Source organism: Geobacillus sp. G4, assembly GCF_040327975.1.
In the GTDB taxonomy this organism is placed as follows: domain Bacteria; phylum Bacillota; class Bacilli; order Bacillales; family Anoxybacillaceae; genus Geobacillus; species Geobacillus thermoleovorans.
Genome location: NZ_JBEPJY010000005.1, coordinates 148,146 through 161,285, shown reverse-complemented (window position 1 = coordinate 161,285; position 13,140 = coordinate 148,146). Strand labels below are relative to the sequence as shown.

Here is a 13,140-nt window from a genome sequence, read left to right as displayed (position 1 = left end):
AAAGTTGACAGGCAAAACGGTTTTTTATATAATAATCTCGAATTCGAGATTTTAGACCCAATCAAATTGATGTAGAACTTCATGCTGGCTATCCCTCCAAGGAGGGCGGTGCGAAACGTCCATTTCCCCTAATATCGATGTTTCTTGAGTGGAGGGAAGAGCAACATTTATATATTAAGGCTGCTCCGTTTGAGAAGCGACATGATTGAACCGCATTTCCTGTTGAATCACCAGCATTCTAGATTTTTCATGATCCGCATCGTATATATCACATGACTATGATCGCTATGGCGATCGCCGCATTGAAGCGGTATGCTCTTGGTGCTCTATTTCGATCAATGAAGGAGAGGAACAAGATGATCCGCATTGACCGGGCGTCGTCCCGTTATCATGCCGATTACGGTTGGTTGAAAACATATCATAGCTTCTCATTTGGCGAGTATTATGATCCAAACAACATCCAATTCGGACCGCTTCGGGTGTTAAACGACGATTTCGTCGCGCCAATGACCGGGTTTGGCGCCCATCCGCACCGCGAAATGGAAATTGTATCGATCGTGTTGAAAGGGTATTTGCAACATGAAGACAGCACCGGACATAAGGCGGTGACGACGTTCGGCGGCGTGCAGCGGATGTCGGCCGGCACCGGCATCGTCCATTCGGAAGTGAACCCGTCGGCGACGGAAGAGGTGAACTTTTTGCAACTTTGGTTTTTGCCGGAACAATACGGATTGCCGCCGTCGTACGAGCGGACCGAGTTTCCGGTCGAGAAGATGAAAAATGCTTTGCTGCCGATTGTCACGAAACACCCGTCTTCCCCAGGGATTGCTCACATTCATCAAGATTTGACGATTTACCTTTCCGATTTGGAAGCTGGGCATGAGCTGACGTTTACCCAGCCGGGAGGGCGGAACATCTTTGTCTTTGTCATTGAGGGGGATTTGACGTTAAACGGCGAGGCTCATCTTGAACGGCGCGATGCGGCCCGCATCACAGAAACGCCGGTTCTTCGCCTTGCAACGGACGAAGGGGCGCGGTTGATGCTCATCGACTTGCCAAAAGAGGTGTGAAAGCGTTTCGTTTTGTGCGGCTCATTGGCTTGGCCGCCATTTCCGATCCGGCCAAGAAGACGGATCAAGAAGGGGCATCGTTCGCCGGCACGGCGAGGGGTGCCTCTTTTTTCCGCTCTGTATGAGTTGAGAAATCAACAAGGAGCGTGTAAACTAGTAAAGGATAGACAACGCACTAGCATACTCGGTACAAGCCCAACATATGATGAAGATAAAGGCATGGCACGGCGTGAGGCGGTGCTTTTCCTTTTCGTGTTTTGCAAAAGCCGTCAGCGTTGAGGCGGAAGAGGTGTTCATTTGCTTCACTGACGGAGGAGCGAGGAGAAAGCCCCCTTCTCGCACCGCAGCAAGCGGTGGGGAAGGTCAAGCATAGGGTGAGGAGGAAGCAACGTGAAAAAATCGACGACGGCCGCATTGATGGCCATATCGATGCTCATTGGGGCGGGAGGGACGTACGCTGGCCTTCAGTTGGCGGACCGCCCGATGGAAGGCTCGCTTTCGACGATTGTTTCGAATGAGCCGTCCAAGTCGACGAACGACAGCGAAGAGATGAAAAAAATCCGGCAAGCTTATGAGCTCATTAAGAATCGGTACGTGGAGAAAGTGGATGAAGAAAAACTGACGGAAGGCGCCATTCAAGGTATGATCAACACGCTCCATGACCCGTATTCCGTCTACATGGATGCGGAAACGACGGAGCAGTTCAACGAGTCGCTCGACTCGTCGTTTGAGGGGATCGGCGCCGAAGTGAGCATGATCGACGGCAAGGTGACGATCGTTGCTCCGATCAAAAACTCGCCGGCGGAAAAAGCGGGTCTGAAGCCGAACGATCAAATTTTGCGCGTCAACGGAGAAAGCCTGGAAGGGCTTGATTTATATGAAGCGGTGTTGAAAATCCGCGGCAGGAAAGGAACAACGGTGGAGCTTGACATTTTGCGCCCCGGCGTCAAAAACGTGATGAAAGTCAAAGTCGTCCGCGACGAAATTCCGATTCAGACGGTGTATGACTCGATCAAAACATACAACGGCAAAAAGGCGGGCTATTTGCAAATTACGTCGTTTTCGGAAAACACAGCCGCCGATTTTAAAAAGAAATTGGCGAAGCTTGAGGCCGAACATATTGATGGCTTGATCATCGATGTGCGCGGCAATCCGGGCGGCTATTTGCAAAGCGTTGAGGAAATTTTGAAACAGCTCATCCCGAAAGGCAAACCATATGTGCAAATTGAAGAACGCGATGGCGATCGGCAAAAGTTTTATTCCGATTTAACGGCGAAAAAGCCATACCCGATCGTTGTGCTCATCGACAAAGGAAGCGCATCCGCGTCGGAAATTTTGGCGGGAGCGATGAAGGAAGCGGGCGGCTACAAGCTGGTCGGCGAGGCAACGTTCGGCAAAGGGACGGTGCAGCAGGCGATTCCGATGGGCGACGGCAGCAACATCAAATTGACGCTGTACAAATGGCTGACGCCGGACGGGCATTGGATCCATAAAAAAGGGATCAAGCCGGATGTCGCGGTGGCGCAGCCGGATTATTTCCACGTCGCTCCGCTTCATGTGGAAAAACCGCTTCGGTATGACATGAACGACGAGCAAATCGCCAATGCGCAAAAAATGCTCAAAGGGCTTGGGTTCGACCCGGGCCGCACGGACGGCTACTTCAGCAAAGAAACCGAACAAGCCGTTCAAGCGTTCCAAAAAGCGAATCAGCTGCCGGTTACGGGACGAATCGATGAGACGACGGCGGATGTGCTGCAAACGAAAATCATGGAAGCCGTCCGCGATCCGAAGCATGATGTGCAGCTGAAAAAAGCGCTTGGCGTGTTGTTTCAGTCGTAAGCAAACCAATGATGGCGGGCAAAAGGAACAAAAAAGAAAAGGGTGCCTCTGCAAAAGACGAGGCGCCCTTTTTATCATATTCCCCGTAGATGATCCGTGGCTTCCTACAGGCGGACTGGCGTGTTCTCTCTTTCTGCTGGAAGCGGCAGCTGCACGGTTTTTTCGATCGCAAACCGCGGCCGTCGTTTCACTTCTTGATAAATTTTCCCGATATATTCCCCGATGAGGCCGAGGCTCATGAGCACGAGCCCGCCGATGAACCAAACGGAAATCATGAGCGACGTCCAGCCTGATTCGGCGTGCCCGAGAAGTTTGCTGATGAGGGCGTACAGCCCGGCTGCACCGCTCGCGAGAAAGGCCAAAAAACCGATGAGCGTAATGGCGCGAATCGGTGCGACGCTCAAGGACGTGATGCCGTCAAAGGCGAAGGCGAGCATCTTTTTGAGCGGGTATTTCGACTGTCCAGCCCACCGCTCATGCCGGTCGTAAAAGACGCACGTCGAGCGGAAGCCGACGAGCGGAACCAACCCGCGCAAAAAGAGATTGACTTCCGTGTAACGGCTCAGTTCATCGAGCGCCCGCTTGCTCATCAGACGGAAATCGGCGTGGTTGTAAATCAGCTCGATTCCGATGGCCCTCATGAACCGATAAAAGGCTTGGGCGGTCGTACGCTTGAACCACGTGTCTGTCTTTCGGCTCCGCCGCACGCCATACACGATGTCATACCCTTCGCGGTATTTTTGCACAAATTCGCGGATCGCCTCCACATCGTCTTGCAAATCGGCGTCAATGGACACGGCACAATCGGCGTACGCGCGAACGGTTTCGAGCCCAGCGAGCAGCGCCCGCTGATGGCCGACGTTGCGAGCGAGTTTCACACCGGAGACAAACGGGTTGCGCTCGCTTTCTTCTTCAATGAGCGCCCATGTCCGGTCGCGGCTGCCGTCGTCGACAAAAACGATATGGCTGCCGATGGCGACCGCTCCTTCTTCGAGCAGCTGCTCAAGCAAAGCGGTCAGCCGCCGGGCCGTTTCCGGCAACACTTCTTCTTCGTTGTAGCATGGGACGACGATGGCTAACAATGGTTTGTCCACCATGTTTCTTGCCTCCCTTTCACTCCACTTCGTATACATAAATTTTCCAGACTGACTGTCGATCGGTGAACGCCCGCAAGAAGCGGAGATGGATGTCGCGGGCGTTCATGATCGGGACGGAGGAAAAAATGTACTTGCCGCCAAGCTGTTTGAACGCCTTTGTGTCGATCTCGAAATGACGAATGACTTTATGCGAGCGTTTCGTGAACATGTAATGTTTCCCGAGCTCTGCCGAAAACAAATAGACGCGGTTGCCCCAATGGTCGAAATAGTCTTTCAGCACTGGGCTTTTGTCCAATTCTTTGGCAATGATGCGGCGAAACTTCCGCTTATACGACAACGGGTAAAAATTGTTGTACGTATCGAGCGTATAAAACCCGTTGTATTGAGCGATGGCCGGGTGAAGCCCAACGCTGGCAACGCGGTAGGACGATACCGGCTTGCCGATGTATTGCTTGATTTTGGTAAATAAATGTTCGGAATAAAACTGCTCGAACGACGGCGTGCCAGCGAGGCGATAGCGGATTTCCTCGTTAAACCCGCCAAGCAAAAGCAGCTGCAGCGCCAAGGCGATCGGCACGAGGCGCCGCCATGCGGTCCGTTCCTTGGCTAAGATTTGCAAGGCCAAGGCAAAATCGACGTAAATGACCATCGGCCGCAAAAAATGGAAGCGGGCGAAATTGAACGTATTCAAAAGTGAAATCCGTTCTTTCAGCGGCTGCCACCCTTTGTAAAACCAAAACGCATACCAAGCCGATAAGGCGATGTTCAACCAAAACAGCAAAAGGAAGCGCCGCTCCAATGACCCGCGCTGACGGCGGCGCAAAACGAGAAAAAACGCCGCCCAAAGCACCGGCAAGATGATCGGCCCATGGACGGTCATCACATGCGTATGGCCGAGCACATAGTTTTTCAACGTTAAACGAAGGCAGTGGACGAAGCTGAGCCGCGAGGAGAGGAACTCGTTCCGGCTCGTCGGTTCGCCGCTGAAGACAAGCGAGTACACGAGGCGGTACTCGATGGCCAAAAACAAGCTTGTCATCAGGGCGATCGCGGCGAAAAACCGCTTGTTCCACTGCTTGCGGACAACGCCGTCAAACAGCCACACCGCCGCCATCGCGGCGAGGAAAAAGAAAAATCCGAGCACAAAGCTGGCGTAAAACGGAAGCAAGATGATCGCAAGCCATTCTTTCCATGTCGCTTCTCCGTTGCGGATCGACAGAAACGCCCAAAGCGCCAGCGGCATGCCGAGCGTGCTTAACATGCCGGACGGCCAAAACGGTGTCAGCGCAAAAGCAAGCGCCGCCCCGACGCGAATGAGCCATGATTCCGGTGAAGGCAAAAAGTGGCGCCTGAGCAGCCAATACATACCCAAAAAGGCGAATACCCTCGTGATCGTCTGGCTGAGCGCGTACGCCGCCATGGAGGGAAACAAAGCGTGCAGCCACACGATGCCGCTGAATTCTGTGCCGAAGGCGTTGCGCGGCAACCCGTTGATCACTTGCGGGATGACGGCATCGATTGGGCCAAATAGTTGGCCGCTGCGAACGAGCACGCGATACCAGGCGATGTTCGAATCCATATTGTCGTGCACGCGAATATGGGCGTGTTCGCCTAACATGTACAGCGGAGAAAGGTAGAGAGCCAATACGATGAACGCGATGGCGACCGCTTTTCGTTCTCTTTGTTCCATCTCGCGCGCCCTCCTTTCCCATACGGGAAGATTGCACAACATGGTCCATTATAAACCGCTGCGATTAAAAAAGCATAAAAAAATTGTAAAGAAGTAGTGAAGGGGGAGAAAAAGGGGAAAGAAGCAACCAAAAAAACACCCTGCGTCAAGCAGGGAGGATGGAACCATTAGGCAAACAACCCCATCACCCGCCCAAGGCCGCGCCGTTTCTGCTTTGGTTCGTCCGATGTTTCATGGGAGGAAGGCGGCCGATTGTTCAGCTGCTGTTCAAGGCGGGCGACAAGCTGCTCCAACGCAGTGAGGCGGGCGACGATTTCTTCCATTTCTTGGCGGTGATGCAACAGTTGAATGGAGACGACGTCATCTGCTTTTTGCTCCAGTTGCCGTTCAAGCTGGTCCAAGCGCGAGGAGACGCGGGCGATTTCGGGTTCGATCGATTCATGTAAGGCGTCAATAGGAATGTTGTTCCGCAGCGGCGTCGGAGGGCGTTTCGGGGTCGGCGGCGCTTCCATGGCGGCGCCTTGTTCAAATTTGACCCGTTCGAGCAAGGCGACTGTTTTTTCATCAAACAAGTAGTGGCCGGCCTCGTTTCTCCGCAACGGAATGTTGTATTTGCGCACCCAGCGCTGGATCGTTTTCGGCGATACACCAAGGCGAATAGCGACGTCGGACGTTTTCAATTCCATCGTTTCACTCCTCCTTGTTTCGTCTTGTTTATCCTTTTTCCTCTGCATCTTTGAAAATCCTTCCCAGCCGACAAAACTAGTGTTGATTCGGCAAAGAAAGTGGAAAACAGCGAAGATTCGCCATTGGCGAAAAAAGATGGCTGTGGGCATGGGAATTGGCCATGCCATTTGGTAGAATAGAAGATAAAGAATGATGAACGACGCAAGGGGTGAAGCGGATGGCAACATGGTGGCTGGAATGGCTTGAGGGCGTCGCGTCGGTTTGGCGGCAGCCGCTTCTTTATTATGGCGCCGCGCTCGCTTTGGCCGTCGGTTGGCGGCGGGTGAAGCGGGAGCGCCGCGATTTTCATGTGCGCGTCTACAGCCTATGGCAAGAGTGGCGCGGGCTTTGGACGAAGGGATGGATGGCTGGAGCGATGTTGTCGGCGGCGGCCGTCGGCATCGGGATCGCGGTGCCGCAGGAAGCGGTTTGGACGGTGACGGTGCTGACGGTGCTCTTTAGTTTGACGATGGAAGCGCGGTTGCTGTCGCCTGCTTATACGGTTGGCGGCGCGCTTCTCGTGCTCGGTTTGGCGGAGCGAAGCAGCGCGTTGTCCCGATGGCTTCCCGATGGCATGGCGGCCGCGCCCGCTTTGGCGGTGTGGCTTGCGTTGCTTTTGCTTTCGGAAGGATGGCTCATCATTCGCACGCGAAACGAGGCGGCCTCGCCGCAGCTGGCGAAAAGCAAGCGAGGGATGACGGTCGGCCTGCAATGGACGCAGCGTCTTTGGTTTGTGCCGGTTGTGCTGCCCGTATCAGGCGGCGCGCTGCCTCCGGCTTCCTGGTGGCCGCTCGTTTCGACGGGAGACAGCTATTCATTTTGGCTCGTGCCGTTTCTTCTCGGCTTTTCCCAGCGCCGCCAGCACATGCTGCCGGCGGAAGCGGCGCGCGCGGAGGGGCGGCTTGTTGTTCGGCTGGCGTTCGTTGTCGCCCTGTTGGCCGCTTCGGGTATATGGTATCCACCGCTCGCGGTGGCGGCGGGGGCTATGGCCATCATCGGCCGCGAATGGATCGCGTTTTCCGGGCATCGCGCCGACCGCGCCCGCCCGCCCCGCTTTGCCCGCCATCCGCACGGCTTGGTGATTGTCGGCGTGCTTCCCGGCTCGAAAGCGGAAAAAATGGGGCTTTCGATCGGAGAAGTCATCATCAAAACAAACGGCGCCCCGGTGCGGACCGAAACCGAGTTTTACGAGGCGCTCCAACGCAACCGCGCGTTCTGCAAGTTGGATGTCGTCGGACATAACGGCGAAGTCCGTTTCGTCCAAGGGGCGCTCTATGAGGATGAGCATCATGAACTCGGGCTGCTGTTCGTCCGTGATCGGAACGCATCAGCGTCTGAAGCTGTTTCGTAAAGGAGAATGGATCATGTGGTTTTTGGCGGCACTCATCATTCCGTGCTTATTGGTGCTGTTGTTTGCGCGGGTGACGTACAATCGGTACATTGCTGTGCTGTTGACGACGGCGCTGCTTGTCGCTTCCTACTTGAAAGGCTATACGGATGAGCTGCATGAAATCGTCGCTGACATTGCATCGACGATCGCCGGCTTTCTTTGGGCCGGCCGCATGCTCGACTATCTGAAGCAAAAATGAAGCGGCGTTGTCGGTTCAACCGTCTGTTTTTGGAAAAAGGCATCGTCGGCTGAACCTCGGATTGTCGAAACGGAACGGAGCGAAGACGCGGACCTTGGGCATGAATGGGTCCGCTTTTTCGCGTTTTTCGGTGCGAAGCGATGGAAAACGCTGAGTGGATTGGTACGAATATGAGTTCGCATTTTTGATGCATGGATCATCACGATGTGATACAATGGGGAAAGATGGTACGAAGGAGGAGGCGAAACGGTGGAGGGCCGTTTTCAATTAGTGGCGCCATACGAACCGCAAGGCGATCAGCCGCAGGCGATCGCCAAGCTCGTTGACGGCCTGCGCCGCGGGGTGAAGCATCAAACGCTGCTTGGGGCGACGGGGACGGGCAAAACGTTTACGATCTCGAACGTGATCGCCCAAGTCAACAAACCGACGCTTGTCATCGCCCACAACAAAACGCTCGCTGGCCAATTGTACAGCGAGCTGAAAGAGTTTTTCCCGCACAACGCCGTCGAATATTTTGTCAGCTATTACGATTACTATCAGCCGGAAGCGTATGTGCCGCAGACGGATACGTACATTGAAAAAGACGCGAAAATCAACGATGAAATCGACAAATTGCGGCACTCGGCGACATCAGCCTTGTTTGAGCGCCGGGACGTGATTATCGTTGCGAGCGTGTCGTGCATTTACGGTTTAGGGTCGCCGGAAGAATATCGGGAGCTCGTCGTCTCGCTGCGCGTTGGGATGGAAATCGAGCGCAACGCGTTGCTTCGGCGGCTCGTTGACATCCAATACGACCGCAATGACATCGATTTTCGCCGCGGCACGTTCCGCGTCCGCGGCGATGTTGTCGAAATTTTCCCCGCGTCGCGCGATGAACATTGCATCCGCGTCGAATTTTTCGGCGATGAAATCGAGCGCATCCGCGAGGTGGACGCCTTAACCGGCGAGGTGCTCGGCGAGCGCGAGCATGTCGCCATTTTCCCGGCGTCGCACTTCGTGACGCGCGAGGAGAAAATGCGGCTCGCCATTCAAAACATCGAACAAGAGCTTGAGGAGCGGCTTGCCGAACTGCGCGCGCAAGGAAAGCTCTTAGAGGCGCAGCGGCTTGAGCAGCGGACGCGCTATGACCTTGAAATGATGCGCGAGATGGGCTTTTGTTCCGGCATCGAAAACTACTCGCGCCATTTGGCGCTGCGGCCGCCAGGCTCGACGCCGTATACATTGCTTGACTATTTTCCGGACGATTTTTTGATCATCGTTGATGAGTCGCACGTCACCTTGCCGCAGCTGCGCGGCATGTACAACGGCGACCGGGCGCGCAAGCAAGTGCTTGTCGACCACGGCTTCCGTCTGCCGTCGGCGCTTGACAACCGGCCGCTCACGTTTGAAGAGTTCGAGCAAAAAATCAATCAAATTATTTACGTCTCAGCGACGCCGGGGCCGTATGAGCTTGAACACAGCCCGGGCGTTGTCGAACAAATCATCCGCCCGACCGGGCTTCTCGACCCAACGATCGACGTCCGCCCGACGAAAGGGCAAATCGACGATTTGATCGGCGAAATTCGCGAGCGCGTCGAGCGGAACGAGCGGACGTTGGTGACGACGCTGACGAAAAAGATGGCGGAAGATTTGACCGATTATTTGAAAGAAGCGGGGATCAAGGTGGCGTATTTGCATTCGGAAATTAAGACGCTCGAGCGCATTGAAATCATCCGCGATTTGCGGCTCGGCAAATACGATGTATTGGTCGGCATCAACTTGCTTCGCGAAGGGCTCGACATTCCGGAAGTGTCGCTTGTCGCCATTTTGGACGCCGACAAAGAAGGGTTTTTGCGCTCGGAGCGCTCGCTCATCCAGACGATCGGCCGGGCGGCGCGCAACGCGAACGGCCATGTGATCATGTACGCCGATACGATCACGAAATCGATGGAAATCGCCATTCAAGAGACGAAGCGGCGCCGCGCGATTCAAGAAGAGTACAACCGAAAGCACGGCATCGTGCCGCGCACGGTGAAAAAGGAGATTCGCGACGTCATCCGCGCGACGTATGCGGCGGAAGAGACGGAGATGTACGAGGCAAAGCCGGCGGCAGCGATGACGAAACAAGAGCGGGAAGAGCTGATTCGAACGCTCGAAGCGGAAATGAAAGAGGCGGCCAAAGCGCTCGACTTCGAGCGGGCCGCCCAGCTGCGCGATATCATTTTCGAATTGAAAGCGGAAGGGTGATGGCCGGATGAACGGAATGGATAAAATTGTCGTCAAAGGGGCGCGCGCCCACAACTTGAAAAACATTGACGTCGAAATCCCGCGCGGCAAGCTCGTCGTCTTGACCGGGCTGTCCGGGTCGGGGAAGTCGTCGCTGGCGTTTGATACGATTTACGCGGAAGGCCAGCGCCGCTACGTCGAATCGCTGTCGGCGTATGCCCGCCAGTTTTTAGGGCAGATGGAAAAACCGGACGTCGATGCGATTGAAGGGTTGTCGCCGGCCATTTCGATCGATCAAAAAACGACGAGCCGCAACCCGCGCTCAACCGTCGGCACGGTGACGGAAATTTACGATTATTTACGGCTGCTGTTCGCCCGCATCGGCCGCCCCATTTGCCCGACGCACGGCATTGAAATCCAATCGCAGACGATCGAGCAAATGGTCGACCGGCTGCTCGCTTACCCGGAGCGGACGAAAATGCAAATTTTGGCGCCGATCGTCTCGGGAAAAAAAGGGACGCACGCCAAGACATTGGAGGATATTCGCAAACAAGGGTATGTGCGCGTCCGCATTGACGGCGAGATGCGCGAGTTGACGGAGGACATTGAGCTGGAAAAAAACAAAAAACATTCGATTGATGTCGTCGTCGACCGCATCATCATCAAAGACGGCATCGCCGCCAGGCTTGCCGATTCGCTTGAGACGGCGCTGAAGCTCGCCGACGGCAAAGTGGTCGTTGACGTGATCGGCGAGGGGGAGCTCTTGTTCAGCGAAAAGCACGCTTGTCCGTACTGCGGCTTTTCGATCGGGGAGCTTGAACCGCGTCTGTTTTCGTTCAACAGTCCATTCGGCGCCTGCCCGGACTGCGACGGGCTCGGGGCGAAGCTCGAAGTGGATCTCGATTTGGTCATCCCGAACGATGAGCTGACGTTAAAAGAACACGCCATCGCTCCGTGGGAGCCGCAAAGCTCGCAATATTACCCGCAGCTGCTCGAAGCCGTGTGCCGCCATTACGGCATCCCGATGGACGTGCCGGTCAGAGATTTGCCAAAAGAGCAGCTCGATAAAATTTTGTACGGCAGCGGCGGGGAGCCGATTTACTTCCGCTATACGAATGATTTCGGGCAAGTGCGCGAACAATACATCGCATTTGAAGGCGTCATTCCGAACGTCGAACGCCGCTATCGCGAGACGAGCTCGGACTACATCCGCGAGCAGATGGAAAAGTATATGGCGGAACAACCATGTCCGACATGCCAAGGCTACCGGCTGAAAAAAGAAAGCCTGGCCGTCCTTGTCGGCGGCAAGCATATCGGCGAGGTCACCGCCATGTCGGTGACCGAGGCGCTCGCCTTTTTTGACGGTCTCGAGCTGACCGAAAAAGAAGCGCAAATCGCCCGCCTCATTTTGCGTGAAATTCGCGACCGGCTCGGCTTTTTGCAAAACGTCGGCCTCGACTATTTGACGCTCAGCCGCTCGGCAGGAACGCTCTCCGGCGGCGAGGCGCAGCGCATCCGCTTGGCGACGCAGATCGGCTCGCGGCTGACGGGGGTGCTGTACGTGCTCGACGAGCCGTCGATCGGGCTTCATCAGCGCGACAACGACCGGCTGATCGCGACGTTGAAAAGCATGCGCGACCTCGGCAATACGCTCATTGTGGTGGAGCACGACGAGGATACCATGCTGGCCGCGGACTATTTGATTGACATTGGTCCGGGGGCGGGCATCCACGGCGGCGAGGTCGTCGCCGCCGGCACGCCGGAAGAAGTGATGAACGACCCGAACTCGCTCACCGGCCAGTATTTATCGGGGAAAAAATTCATCCCGATTCCGGCCGAGCGTCGCCGTCCGGACGGACGTTGGCTTGAGGTCGTCGGCGCGCGCGAGCATAACTTGAAAAACGTATCGGTGAAAATCCCGCTCGGCACGTTTGTCGCTGTCACCGGGGTGTCGGGCTCGGGCAAAAGTACGCTCGTGAACGAAGTGTTGTATAAGGCGCTGGCGCAAAAGCTGCACCGGGCGAAGGCGAAACCGGGCGAGCACCGCGGCATCCGCGGGCTGGAGCATCTCGATAAAGTCATTGACATCGACCAGTCGCCGATCGGCCGCACGCCACGCTCGAACCCGGCGACGTACACCGGGGTGTTTGACGACATCCGCGACGTGTTTGCCTCGACGAACGAAGCGAAAGTGCGCGGCTACAAAAAAGGGCGGTTCAGCTTCAATGTCAAAGGCGGGCGCTGCGAGGCGTGCCATGGCGATGGCATCATCAAAATTGAGATGCACTTTTTGCCGGACGTGTACGTCCCGTGCGAAGTGTGCCACGGCAAACGGTACAACCGCGAGACGCTCGAGGTGACGTATAAAGGAAAAAACATCGCCGAGGTGCTCGACATGACGGTCGAAGATGCGCTCGACTTTTTCGCCTCGATCCCGAAAATCAAACGCAAGCTCGAGACGCTCTATGACGTCGGGCTCGGTTATATGAAGCTCGGCCAGCCGGCGACGACGCTCTCGGGCGGCGAGGCGCAGCGCGTCAAGCTCGCCGCTGAGCTTCACCGCCGCTCCAACGGCCGGACGCTCTACATTTTGGACGAGCCGACGACCGGGCTTCATGTCGATGACATCGCCCGGCTGCTTGATGTGCTCCACCGGCTCGTCGACAACGGCGATACCGTGCTTGTCATTGAACATAACTTGGACGTCATCAAAACCGCGGACTATATCATTGACTTAGGTCCGGAAGGCGGCGACCGAGGCGGACAAATCGTCGCTGTCGGCACGCCGGAAGAGGTGGCCGAGGTGGAGGAGTCGCACACCGGCCGCTACTTAAAACCGATTCTCGAGCGCGACCGGGCGCGCATGCAGGCGCAATATGAAGAGGTGAAGGCGTAAAGGCCTTTGCGGCTTTGTCCGCCGCTTG

Annotated in this window: 10 protein-coding genes; 7 read left to right on the top strand and 3 right to left on the bottom strand. The window is 55.7% G+C overall.

Annotated features, from left to right (window positions below):
• The first annotated feature begins 356 nt into the window (after positions 1 to 356).
• The 3 genes from ABS784_RS08350 to ABS784_RS08340 all read left to right on the top strand — a co-directional run bounded on the left by ABS784_RS08350 (position 357) and on the right by ABS784_RS08340 (position 2,909).
• Positions 357 to 1,070: a pirin family protein gene (locus ABS784_RS08350; protein WP_352512105.1), complete on the top strand. Its 714-nt coding sequence runs from the start codon at positions 357 to 359 to the stop codon at positions 1,068 to 1,070.
• Entirely contained in the window at positions 1,067 to 1,195 is a 129-nt protein-coding gene (locus tag ABS784_RS08345) for a hypothetical protein (RefSeq protein WP_269430417.1), read from the top strand. The genes ABS784_RS08350 and ABS784_RS08345 overlap by 4 nt, the downstream gene beginning before the upstream one ends.
• 265 nt (positions 1,196 to 1,460) lie before the next feature.
• Positions 1,461 to 2,909, top strand: coding sequence for a S41 family peptidase (locus ABS784_RS08340; RefSeq protein WP_352512104.1), 1,449 nt, complete (start codon positions 1,461 to 1,463; stop codon positions 2,907 to 2,909).
• A 104-nt stretch (positions 2,910 to 3,013) separates the two neighbouring features.
• On the opposite strand, the gene ABS784_RS08335 is transcribed toward ABS784_RS08340, so the two are convergent.
• The 3 genes from ABS784_RS08335 to ABS784_RS08325 form a co-directional block, all read right to left on the bottom strand.
• Positions 3,014 to 4,006: a glycosyltransferase family 2 protein gene (locus ABS784_RS08335; RefSeq protein ID WP_352512102.1), complete on the bottom strand. Its 993-nt coding sequence runs from the start codon at positions 4,004 to 4,006 to the stop codon at positions 3,014 to 3,016.
• Between the two features lie 16 nt (positions 4,007 to 4,022).
• On the bottom strand, positions 4,023 to 5,696 hold the full coding sequence (locus ABS784_RS08330; protein WP_023633677.1) for a DUF6044 family protein: 1,674 nt from the start codon (positions 5,694 to 5,696) through the stop codon (positions 4,023 to 4,025).
• A 167-nt stretch (positions 5,697 to 5,863) separates the two neighbouring features.
• Positions 5,864 to 6,382 (bottom strand): MerR family transcriptional regulator, encoded by a 519-nt coding sequence (locus ABS784_RS08325; protein ID WP_011232559.1) that lies wholly within the window; start codon positions 6,380 to 6,382, stop codon positions 5,864 to 5,866.
• Between the two features lie 218 nt (positions 6,383 to 6,600).
• Between ABS784_RS08325 and ABS784_RS08320 the strand changes: the two genes are divergently transcribed.
• From ABS784_RS08320 to uvrA, 4 genes are all read left to right on the top strand, one after another.
• Positions 6,601 to 7,773: a PDZ domain-containing protein gene (locus tag ABS784_RS08320; RefSeq protein ID WP_011232558.1), complete on the top strand. Its 1,173-nt coding sequence runs from the start codon at positions 6,601 to 6,603 to the stop codon at positions 7,771 to 7,773.
• A 13-nt stretch (positions 7,774 to 7,786) separates the two neighbouring features.
• Positions 7,787 to 8,011, top strand: coding sequence for a CsbA family protein (locus ABS784_RS08315; RefSeq protein WP_011232557.1), 225 nt, complete (start codon positions 7,787 to 7,789; stop codon positions 8,009 to 8,011).
• Between the two features lie 249 nt (positions 8,012 to 8,260).
• The gene (gene uvrB / locus ABS784_RS08310) at positions 8,261 to 10,237 is read left to right on the top strand and encodes an excinuclease ABC subunit UvrB (protein ID WP_021321647.1); all 1,977 of its coding nucleotides are present in this window, start codon (positions 8,261 to 8,263) and stop codon (positions 10,235 to 10,237) included.
• A 7-nt stretch (positions 10,238 to 10,244) separates the two neighbouring features.
• Positions 10,245 to 13,112: an excinuclease ABC subunit UvrA gene (gene uvrA, locus ABS784_RS08305; RefSeq protein ID WP_042381719.1), complete on the top strand. Its 2,868-nt coding sequence runs from the start codon at positions 10,245 to 10,247 to the stop codon at positions 13,110 to 13,112.
• Positions 13,113 to 13,140 lie beyond the last annotated feature (28 nt).